15 protein-coding genes and 1 pseudogene are annotated in these 16,524 nt (G+C 66.1%); 8 read left to right on the plus strand and 8 right to left on the minus strand.

Annotated elements, in window-relative coordinates; translation table 11 throughout:
* Positions 1-89: 89 nt before the first annotated feature.
* The 3 genes from POR01S_RS22255 to POR01S_RS22265 all read right to left on the minus strand — a co-directional run bounded on the left by POR01S_RS22255 (position 90) and on the right by POR01S_RS22265 (position 2,897).
* Positions 90-560, minus strand: a complete 471-nt coding sequence (locus POR01S_RS22255) for an MEKHLA domain-containing protein (protein WP_081875255.1) — start codon at positions 558-560, stop codon at positions 90-92.
* A gap of 108 nt (positions 561-668) precedes the next feature.
* The gene (locus POR01S_RS22260; RefSeq protein WP_007162793.1) at positions 669-1,790 is read right to left on the minus strand and encodes a YncE family protein; all 1,122 of its coding nucleotides are present in this window, start codon (positions 1,788-1,790) and stop codon (positions 669-671) included.
* 102 nt (positions 1,791-1,892) lie between these two features.
* Complete coding sequence (locus tag POR01S_RS22265) at positions 1,893-2,897, minus strand: ribonuclease Z (RefSeq protein ID WP_042138414.1); 1,005 nt, start codon at positions 2,895-2,897, stop codon at positions 1,893-1,895.
* Positions 2,898-3,083: 186 nt separating this feature from the next.
* Here POR01S_RS22265 and POR01S_RS22270 point away from each other — a divergent pair, with 186 nt between their 5' ends.
* A complete protein-coding gene (locus POR01S_RS22270; RefSeq protein WP_042138416.1) occupies positions 3,084-4,328 on the plus strand; it encodes an acyl-CoA dehydrogenase family protein in 1,245 nt (414 codons plus the stop codon).
* Between the two features lie 57 nt (positions 4,329-4,385).
* On the opposite strand, the gene POR01S_RS24450 is transcribed toward POR01S_RS22270, so the two are convergent.
* On the minus strand, positions 4,386-4,817 hold the full coding sequence (locus POR01S_RS24450; protein ID WP_371099722.1) for a methyl-accepting chemotaxis protein: 432 nt from the start codon (positions 4,815-4,817) through the stop codon (positions 4,386-4,388).
* 108 nt (positions 4,818-4,925) lie between these two features.
* Positions 4,926-5,702: pseudogene (locus POR01S_RS24455) on the minus strand (PAS domain-containing protein); the annotation flags it as partial.
* A gap of 196 nt (positions 5,703-5,898) precedes the next feature.
* On the opposite strand from POR01S_RS24455, the gene POR01S_RS22280 reads away from it, so the two are divergent.
* The 4 genes from POR01S_RS22280 to POR01S_RS22295 all read left to right on the plus strand — a co-directional run bounded on the left by POR01S_RS22280 (position 5,899) and on the right by POR01S_RS22295 (position 9,514).
* A complete protein-coding gene (locus POR01S_RS22280; RefSeq protein ID WP_420893618.1) occupies positions 5,899-7,080 on the plus strand; it encodes an acyl-CoA dehydrogenase family protein in 1,182 nt (393 codons plus the stop codon).
* Positions 7,081-7,090: 10 nt separating this feature from the next.
* Entirely contained in the window at positions 7,091-8,176 is a 1,086-nt protein-coding gene (locus tag POR01S_RS22285; RefSeq protein WP_042138420.1) for a sigma-54 interaction domain-containing protein, read from the plus strand.
* A gap of 76 nt (positions 8,177-8,252) precedes the next feature.
* Entirely contained in the window at positions 8,253-9,113 is an 861-nt protein-coding gene (locus tag POR01S_RS22290) for a pirin family protein (protein ID WP_042138422.1), read from the plus strand.
* Positions 9,114-9,172: 59 nt separating this feature from the next.
* Positions 9,173-9,514 carry an FKBP-type peptidyl-prolyl cis-trans isomerase gene (locus tag POR01S_RS22295; protein WP_027597627.1) on the plus strand — a complete coding sequence of 114 codons (342 nt, stop codon included), beginning with the start codon at positions 9,173-9,175 and terminating at the stop codon, positions 9,512-9,514.
* A gap of 13 nt (positions 9,515-9,527) precedes the next feature.
* Here the strand turns inward: POR01S_RS22295 and POR01S_RS22300 are convergent, their stop codons facing one another.
* Together POR01S_RS22300 and POR01S_RS22305 are read right to left on the minus strand one after the other, a co-directional pair.
* Positions 9,528-9,716, minus strand: a complete 189-nt coding sequence (locus POR01S_RS22300; RefSeq protein WP_027597626.1) for a hypothetical protein — start codon at positions 9,714-9,716, stop codon at positions 9,528-9,530.
* Positions 9,717-9,940: 224 nt separating this feature from the next.
* Entirely contained in the window at positions 9,941-12,634 is a 2,694-nt protein-coding gene (locus POR01S_RS22305) for a glycoside hydrolase family 5 protein (RefSeq protein ID WP_042138424.1), read from the minus strand.
* Between the two features lie 442 nt (positions 12,635-13,076).
* On the opposite strand from POR01S_RS22305, the gene xth reads away from it, so the two are divergent.
* The gene (xth, locus tag POR01S_RS22310) at positions 13,077-13,865 is read left to right on the plus strand and encodes an exodeoxyribonuclease III (protein ID WP_027597625.1); all 789 of its coding nucleotides are present in this window, start codon (positions 13,077-13,079) and stop codon (positions 13,863-13,865) included.
* 6 nt (positions 13,866-13,871) lie between these two features.
* Here xth and POR01S_RS22315 read toward each other — a convergent pair whose 3' ends face one another.
* A complete protein-coding gene (locus POR01S_RS22315; protein WP_027597624.1) occupies positions 13,872-14,264 on the minus strand; it encodes a hypothetical protein in 393 nt (130 codons plus the stop codon).
* A gap of 258 nt (positions 14,265-14,522) precedes the next feature.
* Here POR01S_RS22315 and POR01S_RS22320 point away from each other — a divergent pair, with 258 nt between their 5' ends.
* Both POR01S_RS22320 and rfbD read left to right on the plus strand, forming a co-directional pair.
* A complete protein-coding gene (locus POR01S_RS22320; protein ID WP_042138427.1) occupies positions 14,523-15,368 on the plus strand; it encodes a sigma-54-dependent transcriptional regulator in 846 nt (281 codons plus the stop codon).
* A 250-nt stretch (positions 15,369-15,618) separates the two neighbouring features.
* A complete protein-coding gene (gene rfbD / locus POR01S_RS22325) occupies positions 15,619-16,503 on the plus strand; it encodes a dTDP-4-dehydrorhamnose reductase (RefSeq protein ID WP_042138429.1) in 885 nt (294 codons plus the stop codon).
* Positions 16,504-16,524 lie beyond the last annotated feature (21 nt).

Below are 16,524 nucleotides of genomic sequence, written 5' to 3' on the forward strand. Positions count from 1 at the left end.
CTACGGCGGGGGCATGCGTAGGGTGACAACGGCGCAGCCTTGTCCACGAATCCGATCTTCCGCGCGCAGCCGAGCCCAACAATCCGGCCTCACTCCACCTGCCCGATCCGCTGCGGATCTGGCCAGAACAGCGCCGCCTGCCCCCGCCGCGTACCTTCGGGATCGATCAGATTCCACACCACCCCCGCATGGATCTGGAAGGCCTTCCCTGCCTTGTCGACGCGCCAGCCTTCGTAGCCTGAGGCATAGCCCTGGCGCCCCACCGCCTCCATCAAGCGCTGACGCTCGTCGCGGTCCCTGGGCGAGGCGCTGTAACGCGAAGGCATGCCGATGAATTGGGCGCGGGGATAGCCGAAGCAGCTCAGCGCCTGCCGGTTGGCGTAGCAGAACAGCGGATCGCTCTCGGTACCGTGGGCCAGCAGGGCATAGGGTGCCCGCTCGTGCAACCAGGCAGGGACGTCGGCCTCAGGCAAGCCGACAGGACGCGGCAGCGGCTGACCGAGCCAGTGGCGGTAGGAGGCGTCCAGCAGCGGCAGCAGGCTGAGATCGGTGGCGGACAAGGCGGCGGCTCCTGGGTGGGGGGACCCCCGCATTCAAGAGCAAGCCGGCGGACTTGGGAAGCCCGGGGCCACCGCAGCAGGACGCTGCGGCAGCCCGGGCGGCGCGGTTTACTTCACCGCGGAGAGGTCGATGCGCACCACGCTTTCCGGCGCGGTGTTCATGTATTCCTTGTCGAAGGGGGTCTTCACCGTCGCATACAGCGTCTGGCCATCCGGGCTGACCAGCAGGCTGTTGGGATTGGGCTTGAGGTCGTAGGCCTTCTTCTCGGCGTAGGTGGTGGCGTCGAGGATCAGCAAGCGACCGGTCTCGCGCTGGGTGATGTACAGCTCGTTGCGGGTGGTGTTGAGCTTGATGGCCAGGGCGTCGCCCACCGGCAGGCGCTTGATCACCTTGCCGCTGCGAATATCGAAGACCAGCACGGTCTTGGCTTCGGAGTTGTCGGTCACGAACAGCTGGTGGTTCGCGCGATCCTCGGCCAGGTTCAGCAAGAGGTACTTGCCGCCATCGCCCGGCGTCCAGCGGTGCTCGATCTTGCGGGTGCGCGGATTGATCACCAGCACTTCGCCGCTGCCGTTGGCCGCATAGAGGCGCCCGGTGTCCTCGGAGTACAGCAGGCCGGTCACCCACTTGCCGGCATTGGGAATGCGCGCCTTGAGGGTCAGGGTCTTGGCGTCCACCACCCAGATCACGCCCGGATCGCCGACCCCGCCGACGTACAGCAAGCCGTCGTGGAGAATGACCTGGCGCGGATTGACCGGATGGCCGTCACGCCCCATCTCGTTAAATTTCAGCCGCTTCTCCACCTTGCCGGTGCGCAGGTCGATACGGCTGAGGCCGCCGTCCAGGGAGTTGGTGACGAACAGCGTCTCGCCACTGGCATCGGTGGTCAGGGCGAAGTTCTTCAGATCGGTGTGGATCTGGCCGGTGATGGCCAGGGTGGCCGGATCCAGCTGATAGATCACCCCACCGGTGACGCCCTTGGTCAACTGGGCGGTCGCCGCATAGACCGACTGCTTGGCCGGGCTGTAGGCCAGCTCATAGACGCCGTAGCCCAGTTCGATGCGCTTGAGTTCGGCCGGGGCCTGAGGCGCGGCGGGTTGCGCGGCAACGGGCGCCGGCGCGGGTGGCGGTGGCGTCGGTGCCTCCGGGCGATTGGAACAGGCTGCCACTGCCAGGGACAGCAGCGCCATGGCGCCCAGCGTCGAGACCTTGTTGAAAGACACCGCCATTTGCTTCTCCTAGGGACGAGGTGCGAGGGATCGAATCGATCCTGGAATGATAAACGTTCGCACTATGCCCAAGGCGCAAAGGTCAGACAAGACCGAAAGAGTTCAAATTCCTATCGGGTTGCGGTCGCCAGCCTCTGCCCGGCCGCTCTGGTCCAGGGCTTTCAGCCGGCCCTGGCGATCCAGGCGAAAGCGCGCGAAATCCTCGGCCAGCTGCAGGTTGCCGCGGTAACAGGCCGCGGCCTCCTGGCGCAGGTCGTCGATGGACGGCGAACGCCCCGCCTCGGCCTGGTAGCGCGGACTGAAATGGGTGAGCAGCAGGGCCGGCAGCGCCTGCGCCTCGGCGAAACGGGCGACGCCCGCCGCGCTGCTGTGGCCCCAGCTCTGCCCGGTCTTGTCGATCTGCGCCTGGGCATAGGTGGCTTCATGGACCAGCAGCTGAGCGCCCTGGCAGGCCTCCGTCAGCAAGGCGGGCGCGTCGTTGTCCCCCGCCACCACCAGCCGTCGTTCGCCATGGGCCGCCTGCAGGAAGTCGGCGCTGCGCAGCAGGCGGCCTTCGTGCAGCACATCCTCGCCGCCATGCAGCCGGCCCCACAGCGGGCCACGCGGTACCCCGGCCGCCGCCAGGGCCGCGGGATCGAGGCGCTGCGGCCGGCGGGTCTCGCGGAAGCGAAAGGCGTGACTGGGCACCCGGTGGGAAAGCGCGAAGGCGTCGATATCCCAGGCCCCGACGGAGACGCCCGCGAAGTCTTCCAGGGCGTGGAAGCGCAGTTCGAAGGGCAGGTGCAGTGCGGTCAGCGCCTGGGTGGCGGCGAGCCAGTCCGCCACCGCCTGGGGCGCGATCAGCACCAGCGGCTGGCTGCGTCCGGTCATGGCGGCGCTGGCCAACAGCCCCGGCAGGCCATAGCAGTGGTCGCCATGGACATGGGTGATGCAGATGGCGCGCAGATCCGCGGCCGACAAGGGGGTACGCAGCAGCTGGTGCTGGGTCGCCTCGCCGCAATCGACGAGAAACCAGTCTTTGCCCTGGTCCTCGATCAGGGCCAGGGCCGAGACATTGCGCCGCCGAGTGGGCACCCCGGCCGAGGTGCCGAGAAACAGGAGGTCCATGGGGGCTCCGGGCAAAAGCTCAGTCTAGCGCGGCCGCCCCACTGTCGCCCGGGCAACAGTGGCCAGGCACCCCTGCTGCTGGCCAGGCACCCCAGGCCCCGCAAACCCCGAGAAAACGGCCTTTCAGGCCCTGGCAGCGCTCTTGCAAAGCCTCTGGCGTCGACCTTTCAATCGCCGAGGATCACCATGAATCTGCCCGCTCGCCATCTGCCGCCCAGCCCTGCGCCCAGCCCCGACTACGAACAACTGGCCGCCCGCTTCCGTCCGCTCTTTGCGCGCATCGCCGAAGGCGCCCTGGAACGCGAACGCAACCGCACCCTGCCCTATGCGCCCGTCGCCTGGCTCAAGGACGCCGGCTTCGGCGCCGTGCGGGTGCCGGTGGCATTCGGCGGCAGCGGCGCCAGCCTACCGCAACTGGTTCGGCTGCTGATCGAGCTGGCGGCCGCCGACAGCAATCTGCCCCAGGCCCTGCGCGGCCACTTCGCCTTTGTCGAGGACCGCCTCAACGCCCATGCCAGCACCTCCCAGCGGGTCTGGTTCGAGCGCTTCGTCGCCGGCGACCTGGTGGGCAACGCCTGGACCGAGATCGGCACGGTCAAGCTCGGCGAGGTCATCACCCGGGTCAGCCAGCGGGACGGCGAATGGCGCCTCAACGGCACCAAGTACTACAGCACCGGCAGCCTGTTCGCCGACTGGATCGACGTCTACGCCAAGCGCGACGACACCGGCGGCGACGTCATCGCCGCCATCCGCACCGACCAGCCGGGCGTGCGCCAGTCCGACGACTGGGACGGCTTCGGCCAGCGCACCACCGCCAGCGGCACCTCGGTGTTCGAAGACGTGCGGGTGGCGCCCGAGAATCTCATCGACTTCGTCACCCGCTTCAAGTACCAGACCGCCTTCTACCAGCTGGTGCTGCTGGCCGTGATCACCGGCAGCGGCCAGGCCGCCGTGCGCGAATTCGCTGGCGAAGTGCGCGGGCGCACGCGGGTCTACAGCCATGGCAATGCCAGCGCGGCCAGTGCCGATCCCCAGGTACAGCAGGTGGTGGGCAAGGCCTCGGCCTTCGTCTATGCCGCCGAAGCCGCGACCCTGGCCGCCGCCGCGGCGGCCCAGGCCGCCTTCGAGGCCCGCTATGCCGGGGATGCCGCCGCCGAGCATGAAGCCAACGTGGCGGCGGAGCTGGAATCGGCCCAGGCGCAGTCGGCGGTCGCCGAGCTGGTGCTGCGGGCCACCAGTGACCTGTTCAATGCCTTGGGCGCGTCGGCCACCAGCACCCGCAAGGGGCTCGATCGACACTGGCGCAACGCCCGTACCGCCGCCTCGCACAATCCGCTGATCTACAAGGAGCGCATCGTCGGCGCCTGGGCGATCGACGGCAGCGAACCGCCCTTCGTCTGGCAGATCGGCGGCGGCAGCAAGCAGGGCTGACTACCAGAATGCACAACGGCAACCCTGGGGTTGCCGTTGTGCATTCAGCGCGCCGGATCAGTTCGACAGCTGGCGGGCGAAACGCCCCACGGCGCCGACCACTCGCTGGGCGCCGTCCTGGATCTCCACGATCACCTGGCCGGCCTGCCCCGCCAGTTCCAGGCCCTGCTCGGCCTGGCGCCGACCGTTCTCGATCACCGTCACCGCCTCGCCGGCCAGTTGCTGGTTTTGCTGCACCACTCCGACGATCTCCTCGGTCGCCTTGCTGGTGCGCGAGGCCAATTGCCTGACCTCATCGGCCACCACGGCGAAACCACGACCCTGCTCACCGGCCCGGGCCGCCTCGATGGCCGCGTTGAGCGCCAGCAGGTTGGTCTGTTCGGCGATGCCGCTGATGGTCTTGATGATGGTCCCGATCACCTGGGACTGGTTGTCCAGCGCCTCGATGCCCTTCACCGCTTCCTGCATCTGGGTGGCCAGGGCGCGCATCACTTCCACCGTCTGCTGCGCCACCGCCGCGCCTTTGCGGGCCGTGTCATCGGTATGCTGGGAGGTCTCGAAGGCTACGCTGGCGGCTTCGGACACCGCCTGCTCCTGCTGGACCTGATCGGTGATCACGGTGGCGAACTTGACCACCTTGTACAGCCGGTCATGGGCATCGATCACCGGGTTGTAGGAGGCTTCCAGCCAGACGTCGCGGCCATGGGCATCCAGGCGCTTGAAGCGATCCACGACGAATTCGCCGCGACGCAGGCGCGCCCAGAATTGCTCGTAGGCCTCGGAATTGGCTTCGGCCGGCTCGCAGAACAGCCGGTGGTGCTTGCCCTTGATCTGCGCCAGGGAATAACCCATGGCCTGCAGGAATCTGTCGTTGGCATCGAGCACCTCGCCCTGGAGGTTGAACTCGATGACCGCCGTGGAACGGCGCAGCGCCTTGAGCAGGCTTTCGTGCTCGCGCGAGGTCTCGATGGTTCGCGTCAGGTTGTTGCAGAACAGTCGGAAGCGCGTCACCTGGCCCTGGCTGTCATGGAAGGGGTGCAGGATGCCGCGCAACCAGGCTTCCTGACCGTCGCCACGCAAGAGATGCAGGGCACCGCTGTAGGGCTCGCCGCGGCTCAGGGCCTGCTGCAGTCGGCGGCTGTATTCCTGGTTGCGGACGTGCGCCGGAATGAGGTCCGCCAGGGGGCGTCCCAGCACATCCGCGGCGCGCACGCCCATCTCCTTTTCGAAGTTGGCGTTCACGGCGGAGATGCACCCGCGGCCATCCAGTTCCAGGCCCAGCATTTCCACGTCGAGCTCGGCCTTCAGCCGCTTGAAGGAGTCCACCTGCTCGCGGAGGCGCTGCAGTTCTTGTTTTAGGCCTTTGTTGAACATGACACGCCCCTGGTTGGGAGATTAGGTTACCGCTGTATCGACCGGGATTAGTCAGGCCTTTAATGCCGTCAGCAGGACAGTGACCAGATGTCCGGAATGAAAGATGGATGGCGGCGGGCCATTAACTAATAACAAAAAAATATTTCAACTCAGGGTTTGGCCGGCATTACGTTCTAACGCCTGCCTGCTCTCTCCATTGCAAGAGTCCCCCATGTCCGATTCCCTGCTGGCCCCCCTCCTTCCCCTGCTGGAGCGCTTCGCTGCCACCGCGGCGGAACGTGATCGTCAGGGCGGCACGCCCAAGGCCGAGCGTGACGCTCTGCGCCAGAGCGGTCTCCTGGCCCTGAGCATTCCTACGGAACTGGGCGGCCTCGGCGCCTCCTGGGATCAAACGCTGGAGGCGGTGCGGCGACTGGCCCGGGTCGACAGCTCCCTGGCCCACGTCTTCGGCTTCCATCACCTGCTGCTGGCCACCGCCCAGCTGTTCGGCCAGCCCTCGCAGTGGCGACCCTGGCTGGAGGGCACCGCGCGCGATGGTCTGTTCTGGGGGAATGCCCTCAATCCCCTGGATCGCCGTACCCTCGCCCGCCGCAGCGGCGATGCCTGGCAGGTGGATGGCCAGAAGAGCTTTTGCAGTGGCGCCCTGGATTCGGATCTGTTGCTGCTTTCCGCGCTGGAAAACGATGACAGCGGACGCCTGCTGATCGCCGTGGTACCCACCGGCCGTGCCGGCATCCAGCTGTTCGACGACTGGGACAACAACGGCCAGCGCCAGACCGACAGCGGCAGCGCGCGGTTCGACGGCGTACGGGTCGAACAACAGGAATGGCTGCTCGATCCTGGCCCGCTGAGCACCCCCTTCGCCTGCCTGCGGCCGCTGCTGGCCCAGCTGATCTTCGCCAATATCTTTCTCGGCCTGACCGAAGGCGCCTTTGCCGAGGCGCGCCGCTACACCACCACCCAGGCGCGTCCCTGGTTCAAGTCCACAGCGGCCAGCGCCAGCGAAGACCCCTACATCCTGCGCCACTACGGAGAATTCTGGGTGGCCCTGGAGAGCAGCCGGCTGCTGGTGGAGCGCGCCAACGGCGCCTTCGCCCAGGCCTGGCAGCAGGGCACCGCGCTGACCGCCGCGGCACGGGGCGAACTGGCCATCGCCATCGCCACGGCCAAGGTCGCCGCCAGTCGTCACGGCCTCGATCTCGCCAGCCGCCTGTTCGAGGTGGGCGGGGCCCGGGCCACTGCCGGCGCCCTGCGCCTGGATCGCTACTGGCGCAATCTGCGCACCCAGACCCTGCACGATCCGGTCGATTACAAGCTGCACGAGCTGGGCGACTGGGCCCTCAACGACACCCTGCCCACCCCCAGTTTCTACTCCTGAGGAGCCCGCGATGACCCTGCTGACCCTGACGCGCACACCCGAGGTGCCCCGCTACCGGGCAACGGCCCAGGTGTTCGCCGATCCCAAGTCGCGCGACCTGCTCGCCCACCTGGAAAAGATCGCCCCGAGCGACGCCAGCGTGCTGGTGATCGGCGAAACCGGTACCGGCAAGGAACTGATCGCCCGGCATATCCATGCGCTGAGTCACCGCCATGCCGGCCCCTTCGTCGCCGTCAATTGCGGCGCCTTCGCCGAGAGCCTGGTCGAGGCGGAGTTGTTCGGTCATGAAAAGGGCGCCTTCACCGGCGCCCTGGCCGCGCGCGCCGGCTGGTTCGAGGAGGCCAACGGCGGCACCCTGTTTCTCGACGAGATCGGCGACCTGCCGCTGTCGGTGCAGGTGAAGCTGCTGCGCGTCCTGCAGGAGCGCGAGGTGGTGCGGCTGGGCTCTCGCCGCAGCGTGCCGCTGAACGTGCGGATCATCGCCGCCACCAATGTCCCGCTGGAGCGGGCGGTGGCCGAAGGCACCTTTCGCGAAGACCTCTGGTACCGCCTCAATGTGGTCAGCCTGCCGCTGTTGCCGCTGCGCCAGCGCCAGGGCGATATCCTGCCGCTGGCCCGGCACTTCCTCCACGCCTATGCCCAGGCGCCGGTCGCCCTGACCCCGGCGGCGGAGCGACGCCTGCTGGAGCACCCCTGGCCGGGCAATATCCGCGAACTGGAAAACACTCTGCAGCACGCCCTGCTGCTCAAGCCCCAGGGCCTGCTGGATGCCGGTGACCTGTCGTTCGTCCAGCGTCCCAGCCTGGTCCCGGCGGCGCCGCGCCCGACCGAGGCGGCACCGGTGGACAGCCTGCTGACCGACGCCTTCGCCCAGTTGTTCGAAGAGCAACCGGAGGCCCTGCACGAGCGCGTCGAAGATGCCCTGGTCCGCGCCGCCTACCGCTTCTGCCATCGCAACCAGGTCCACACCGCCCGCCTGCTGGGGCTGAGCCGCAACGTCACCCGTGCCCACCTGATCCGTATCGGCGAGCTGGTGGTCAATCACCGTCGGCCGCTCGCGCCCCGGCCGGAACGCGAGGTCCGCTTCTCCATCTGAAGGGGGGCGTACCCGGCGGGGTACCGACAGGCCACGGGGCGCCTTACACTGGGGTTTTGTTGCGCGAGGCCTCCGCATGACCGCCCGTACCCTGCTGCACCGCCATCCCGCCCGGCGTGACGACATCGGCGACCTCCAGACCCGGCGACCGCTACCCGGCCCCGGCCTGCCCCATCTGGACCCCTTCCTGTTCCTCAATCACCACGGTCCGCAGGTCTATCCGCCGCACAATGCCGGTCTGCCCTTTGGTCCTCATCCCCATCGCGGCTTCGAGACGGTGACCTTCATCCTCTCCGGTTCGCTCGCCCACCGCGACAGCGGCGGCCATGAGAGCGTCATCGAAGCCGGGGGCATCCAGTGGATGACCGCGGGCAGCGGCCTGGTGCATGCCGAGCTGTCGCCCGCCGCCTTCAAGCGCGATGGTGGTGACCTGGAGATCCTGCAGCTGTGGGTCAATCTTCCCGCCCGCCTCAAGTTCACGCCGCCGGCCTACCACGGCGTTTCCGCCGCGGACCTGCCCCTGATCGAGGCCGATAGCGGCCGGGTACGCCTGCACCTGGCATCGGGTAGCCATGAGGGTATCCAGGGCGCCGTGGCCACCCCGACACCCATCACCCTGATGACCGTCGAGATCGCCCCGGGTGGCCGCGTCACCCTGCCCGCCTCGGCCGGCAACTCGGTGTTCTGCTATGGCGTGCGCGGCACCGTGCAGATCGCCGGCCAGGACGAAGCGCCATGGCAGCTGTTCGAATTCGCCGATGATGGCGACCACATCGACATCGGCAGTCGCGACGGCGCCGTGCTGCTCTATGGCCATGCGGCGCCCTTCGCCGAGCCCATCGTCGCCCACGGCCCTTTCGTGATGAACAGCGCCGAGGAGATCCGTCAGGCGATCCGCGACTACCAGGCCGGCCTGTTCGGTGACGTACCGGAGTAAGTCGCCCCGCCAGGACGCCGCGCCCAGGCTAGAATCCGGCTTTTGCCTGGAGCATGGCGATGAGTGACGAATTGCGGATAGAGGATCTGGTGGTGGGCGACGGCAAGGCGGTGGTCAAGGGCGCCCTGATCACCACCCACTATGAGGGCTGGCTGGACGACGGCACCCTGTTCGATTCCTCCCGCGCCAAGGGACGGCCCTTCCAGTGCGTCATCGGTACTGGCCGGGTGATCAAGGGCTGGGATCAGGGCCTGATGGGCATGCGGGTCGGCGGCAAGCGGCGCCTGGAGGTACCGGCGGCCCTCGCCTATGGCGAACGCCAGGTCGGAGCGCTGATCAAGCCACATGCCAACCTGAGGTTCGAAATCGAATTGCTGGAAGTCCTGACACGCGACGATTGAGGTCTGGCCGACTTCAGCTCGGCGTCTTGGTATTGCGGCGCACCAACTCGAGCTGGGCTTCGAGCACGCTCAGCCGGGCGAACTGGCGGGTGTAGATGACGAATTGCTCCTGAAAGCTCTGACGGCTCCGGGCAAGGTCCTGTCGATGACTGCGGATCTGCTCTTCAAGCGTCTGCAGCCGCTGCTGGGTGGTTTGCGTCATGGCACCTACTCCTTGTGCTTGGGGTGTCAAATGGACTCTAACCGTGCCCCGACAAGTCGAGCTATAGCCGTTCGTCGTCCCTTAGACCACCGCTGCAGAGCCGTTTCGGCTCGCGAATGCATCAGTGCAAGGCGTGAAAAGCGCATCTTTCCTCACCGAACGATCAAGAAAAAAGGCGACGAACCCGAGGAGGTTCGTCGCCTTCAGGACACACGCGGTAAAAGCTAACGCGGGCCTACCGCCGTGCAGCTGTTGCTGGCATCGACATATTTCTTCAGCGTCGGCCACTGCGGACGCTCCACGCCATTGACCGGCTCCACCGCCAGCGCGGAAGCACCCCAGCCGGGACCTGCCGCCCAGTAGGTCAGCGGCATGCAGTTCTGCTGCAGATAGGCCAGCATATTGTCGGTGGCGGTCAGCCAGCGGCTGTCGCCTGCGGGTACGCCGAACTCGGCGATCATGCCCCGCTTGCCATTGCGCTTGAGCCATTCGACGAAGGGCTTGACCCGATTGACCCCGACCTGCGGATCGATGGTGCTCGGATTCTGGGTGGCATAGGTGCCACTGCCGTCCTCGTCGAGGTAGACGTTGGCCGCGTAGACGATGTTGTTGGCCGGATCCTTCAGATTGAGCAAGGCATTGCTCACCCCGGGCCAGTTGGCCGCGCTACCCCAGGCATTGCCCTGGACGATCACCGGGTGGGTGCGGTCCATGGTGCGGACGCCGTCGATGCCGGACTGGGCCGTCACCGGCCAGCTGCTGTCGGCGCCATTGGGCTTGCCCATGATGTCATAGCCATAGAGCGCGGCATGGTTGCCCCACTGGTAGGCCAGGCGGTACATCAGATCCCAGTAGTTGAAGTTGGTGACGGTACCGGTGCCGATCAGGGTGCCCTTGTAGCGGCCGCCGTTGTCCAGCGCCAGGATCACCTTCATGTTGTACTTCTTGGCCAGCTCCAGCACCTGGGTGACCTGCTGGGTGTAGGCTCCTTCCAGGCTACCGAAGAAGCGGGTCTGCAGGCGCTCCCAGATCACCGGGAAGCGGATGAGCCGCACGCCCTTGGCGCTCCACTGCTGGAAATTCGCCTCGCCCGGCATGATGTAGTTGACGTTGAGAACCCCGGGCAGCGTCTGGGGTGCAAAGGCGGCACCCGAGAAATTCAGCCCCACCAGGTTGAGCTTGGCGCTGTTGGCGGGCGTGCCGGTCGATCCCGTGGGTGTGGTCGTCGAACCGGTGGCCGGCGTGGTGGCACCCAAGGAGCCCGTGCTGCCGGTGCCGGTCGCAGGCTTCACCTCGGCCACTGGCGTCGTCACGGCCGGCGTCGCACTGCCCGAGTTGCTGCCCGAACTGGCGCTGCCGGTGCTGCCGGTGCTGCCGGTGCTGCCCGTAGAGCCCGTCGTGGTCCCCGGCACCGTCGTCGACGTGCCGGAGGTGGTGGTCCCGGTCTTCAGGGTCTTGGGATAGCCGTAGGCATTGCCATCGAGCTGCGGACTCTCGATGAAGACACTCATGTTGCTGCCGACGACCTGGGCATAGGTCACCTTGTAGCTCTTGCCATCGGCCGGCGTGATCTGCGCGCCCACCTTGAAGGCGCCCACGTTGGCCGCCGACGCCGGAATGGAGAAGCCGGCCGCCTTGCGATAGACGCCGTGCAGCCAGTCCTCGTTGGTGAAATCGTTGATCGAGGTGGTCACCCCGGTCGTGGTCGAGCCGCCGGTGTTGCCGGTGCCCGCGGAGGCGCCGGTGCCCGAGCTGCCACCGTTGTTCGAGCCGGTATTGCCGCTGGTGGAGCCACCGCTGCTGCCGGTGGAGCCGCTGGAGCCGCCCGTGGCACCGGTACCGCTGGCTGGCGTGCTGCCGGACCCACTGGCCAGCGGGCCGATGGCGGTGCAGCTGCTGTCATCGATGTACTTCTTCAGGGTCGGCCACTGCGGCCGGTCGACGCCATTGATCGGCTCTACCGACAGGAAATAGTTGCCCCAACCCGGGCCGGCGGCCCAGTAGGTGGCGGGAATGCAGTTCTGCTTGAGATAGGCCAGCATGCGGTCCATCAGCGGCAGCCAGCGGGGATCGTTATCCGGCACGCCGAATTCGCCGATCATGCCCTTCTTCTTGTTCTTCTTCAGCCACTCGACGAAGGGACGGACCCGCTCCACGCCATAGTCCTGGCTCAGCTTGCCGACATCGATGCCGGTGTAGTTGCCGCCGGCGCTTTCATCGAAATAGGAATGCGCCTGGAAGATCAGGTTGTCGGACGGATCCTTGAGCGCCAGCAGGGAGTCGTTCCACAGCGGCCAGCGGGTCGCTTCCGACCAGCCGTTGCCTTCGATCATGATCGGCTTGGTCTTGTCGACCGCGCGAACCCCGTTGATCCCGTACTGGGCGGCGATCGGCCACTGGGCCATGGAATCGTGGGGCTCGTTCATGATGTCGTAGGCGTACAGCGAGGGCTGACTGCTCCAGCGCTGGGCGATCCGGGTCATGATCTCCTGGTAGCGGTCATAGGGAACCGCTGCGCTGCCGATCACCGATCCGCGATAGAAGGTGTAGTTGTGCAGATCGAGGATGATGCGCATGCCGTATTTCTGCGCATTGGCGAAGGTCTGGTCCACCAGCGCCGCATAGGTCGGGTCCAGCGGGCCGCCCAGCACTGGTTGCAGGCGCTCCCAGATGATCGGGAAGCGGATCAGCTTGATGCCCTTGCCGCTCCACTGCTTGAAGTAGGCCTCGACGGGAAAGATGTAGTGGGTGCCGTTGACGCCCGGTAGTACCTGGCCAGCGAAACCGGCGCCGGACAGGTTCAGGCCGACCAGATTGACCTGCTCGGCCTTGGCACCGGTAGCCAGGGTCAGGGCGGCAACTAAGGGCAGCACCTGGGCTGCTCTGCGGGAAAACTTCAGGAAGGATGGATTCATCATCACCAACTGCGCTAAATCGACAGCCCGCTCCCTGAACACTGGCCGATATGAAGTGAGAGAAGAGTCGCGCCATGTTGCCAAGCGCGACGTTGCCTCCAGGCATGTCCAGCTATACAAGCCACATGCCAACTTCATAGTGCCTTACCATGGCCACTATTTAGACATCATTGATAAGTTTAAAAAGCTTTTGATTTTAAAGGCTTTTCTATAACTACCGTTCATCGGCTCCGATGGGTGAATCCATTCACCACTAATCATCAGCGCGCCGATTCAAGTCCGCCGTCAAATTTATTTCCGGAACAACCCGACAACCGACCAAAAGTTCCCGAAGGTGCCAAAAAAAGTAAGTCGCAAATTAACGTGAAACAGATCACATAAATATGGCTGAGGAACTGCCCATATCTCGTTCGGGTCATGGCTATAACCGCTTCCGGAGCACTTCATGACCTCCCTTACCCTTGCGACCTATAACGTCAACGGCATTCGTGCCCGGTTGCCCATCCTCCTGCAGTGGCTGGAGCGGGAGCAGCCCGACATCGTTTGCCTGCAGGAACTGAAAGCGAAGTCTGCCGACTTCCCGCAGGCGGAGCTGGAAGCTGCGGGCTACGGTGCGCTCTGGGACGGCCAGCCCTCCTGGAACGGGGTCGCCATCCTGGCGCGCGATGACCAGCCACTGGAGGTTCGCCGGGGCCTGCCGGGAATGACCGACGATCCCCAGCGCCGCTATCTGGAAGCCGCGGTCAAGGGCGTGGTCGTCGCCAGCCTCTATCTACCCAATGGCAATCCCTGGCCGGGCCCCAAGTTCGATTACAAGCTGGCCTGGTTCGAGCGTTTCATCGAGCATGCCCAGGGACTGATGGCGAGTGGGCATCCCGTGGTGCTGGCAGGCGACTACAACGTGGTGCCGACTGACCATGACATCTACGACCCGAAATCCTGGCGCAAGGACGCCTTGCTGCAACCCGAGAGTCGCGCCTGCTTCGAACGGCTGCTGGACCAGGGCTGGCTGGACGCCTTGCGCGCCTGCCATCCGGATGAGGCGATCTACACCTACTGGGACTATTTCCGCCAACGCTGGCAGCGCAACGCCGGTCTGCGTATCGATCATCTGTTGCTGAGTCCGGCGCTGCAGAAGTCCCTGCAGGAAGCCGGGGTGCATCGCTGGGTACGCGACCTGGAAAAGACCAGCGACCATGCGCCGACCTGGATCCGCTTCAAGGCGCCTGACTGAAGGCGTTCAAGCGTCGCGCAGCAGGTCGTTGGCGTTGAGCAGGGCGAAGAGCACTTCCGGACGCTGATTGAGACCGCGGCGCACCGCGGCCGGTATCGTCTGATGGAGCTTGCGACACAGTCCCGGGCGTGGCTGCAGCTCGATGAGCATGCCACGCGCGCTGCGTACCTCTCCCGGTCCCGGCTCGATCTCCAGCTGGATGCCGAGTTGCTCCTGCAGGCGCCGTTGCAGGCGCTGCAGATCGGTCACGCTGGTGACGTTTTCCAGGCGCTCCAGCAGGCGCTGTTCTTCCTGGCGATTGAGCAGCAGCGCCCGCGCATCGGCGGCCGGATCGGCCAGCACGGCGTCGCGCTCGCAGGTACAGACGCCAGGCGGACAGGGCGCACGCAAGGAAGCCATGTGACGTCTTTTCCTCTCGTTCCGGAGCGGCAGGATAGCGCTGATCGCCTCACTCTGACGACGGCGGTGCCGAGTGGGCGACACGACAGAACGTCCAGACAGTGAGTCTCCCGGCCGTTCAAGAGACCCCGTGGCCGACACAGGGATTCCCTGCATGCCGAGTACCAAGGGATCGCGCTCCGCCCAAAAAACCAATCGATATTAAAAAATAGCTAAAGCTTATTTTTAGATATATTAAATGGCCGCTAGGATGAGGCTTTGACTGCCCGCGATATCGCCATGCCGACGCTCTCCTCCGACCTCCTGATCGTGCCCGCGGAGCAACAAAGCTCCCTGACCATCCGCGCCAAGGCCCTGGCCTTCGCCGACCCGCGTTCGCGGCAACTGCTCGAGCACCTGGATGCCCTGGCGCCGCGCCCCTCCCCCGTGGTGCTGACGGGCGAATGGGGCACCGGGCGCGAATTGCTGGCGCGACGGCTCCACGAGCGCAGCGGCCGCACCGGCCTGTTCAGCAGCCTCGACTGCGCCTCGCTCAGTCGTCGGCATGCTGCGGCCGAACTCTTTGGCTATGTCCCACGCGCCTATGCCGGCACCTCGGGCAGTCGGGTGGGCTGGTTCGGTACCGCCCACGGGGGCAGCCTCTATCTCGACGAGATCGCCGACCTCTCCCGCCCGCTGCAGGAGGAGCTGGTCGAGGTCCTGTCCGACGGAAGCATCCTGCGGCTCGGCAGCAGTCAGCGCACCGCGGTGGACGTCCGCCTGATCGCCGGCTCCAGTATCGATCTGGCGCTGGCCGTCGCAGCCGGCCACTTCGACGAACGCCTCTGGCAACGCCTCGCGCCGGGGCAGGTGGCGGTACCGCCCCTGCGCGAGCGACCGGCCGATCTGCTCCCCCTCGCCCGGCATTTCCTCAGACTGCATGCCGAACGTCTCGACCGGACACCCCCGGAATTGACGGCTGAGGACGAAGCCGCGCTGATCGCCTATCCCTGGCCGGGAAACATTCGCGAACTTGAACAGGTTCTCCATACCGCGCTGCTAACTGCCTCGACGTCCGGACTCCAGCTTGGCAAGCTGCTGCCACTGTCCCTGGTACCCCGCTGAACTCTGCCGACAGACGGCAGTCCTAGGCGCGTACCCTTGTTCGAGTCCCAGCATGACCACCCTGTCCATCCTGTCGATGCCCACTCCGCCATAGTCTGCGGCGGCCATCTTTCCCCAGGAAAGATGATCGGAATCCTCGTTTTGTCGCCTCGCGCGGCAGGCGTTGATTCGTGTGGGAAAAGCCCAGGGCTTTTCAGGAATCGATCGACAGGACGTACGTCTTCCGCTGAAGACGTTCAGGCATGCTTTCATGAATATTGTGATCACTGGCCGTTCCGGCCAAGTTTCGCGCGCCTTGCAGCGCGAGTTCGGTAGCACCCATCAATTGACCGTGCTGGGTCAGGCGGATCTCGATCTGGCCCAAACCGGGCAACTGCGCGCAGCCTTCGACCGGCTGGAACCCGACCTCATCCTCAACGCCGCCGCCTATACCGCCGTGGATCAGGCTGAGGCGGAAATCGAACGCGCCGAGGCGATCAACGCCCGGGCACCGCAGATCCTGGCCGAGTTGGCGCGTGAGCGGGATATCCCCTTCGTGCACTATTCATCCGACTACGTCTTCGATGGCCGGGGGCATCAGCCCTACACCGAGGCTTGCGCGCCGGCGCCGCTGAGCGTCTACGGCCGCTCCAAGCTGGCGGGCGAACAGGCGGTGCTGGCGGCCGGTGGCCGCGCCCTGGTGCTGCGCACCTCCTGGGTCTACTCCCATGATGGCCAGTGCTTCTTCAACACCATGCGCCAGCTGCTGGCCGAGCGCGACGAACTCCACGTAGTGGAGGATCAGCTCGGCGCCCCCACCTGGGCGCCCACGATCGCCACGGCCACCCGCCAGCTGGTCGAACGTCTGCTGGAGCACGGGGATGTCGGCGGTCTCTATCACCTGACCAATGCGGGCCAGACCTCCTGGTACGGCTTCGCCGCCGCCATCGCCGCGCGCCTGGAGCGACGCGGCGAACTGCGTGCCCGCCTCTATCCCACCACGACCGAACACTACCCCACGCCGGCGACACGACCGCTCTATTCCTGCCTCGACTGCAGCAAGGTCGAAGCAGTCCTGCCGAACGCCCTGCCGGACTGGCAAGCCGACTTCGACCGCTGCTGGGCGCGGTTCGAACGCGATAGAACGCTGAACTGAGCGGGCCGGACCCCGGCGGCG

This window comes from Pseudomonas oryzihabitans NBRC 102199, from assembly GCF_000730625.1.
Taxonomy (GTDB): domain Bacteria; phylum Pseudomonadota; class Gammaproteobacteria; order Pseudomonadales; family Pseudomonadaceae; genus Chryseomonas; species Chryseomonas oryzihabitans.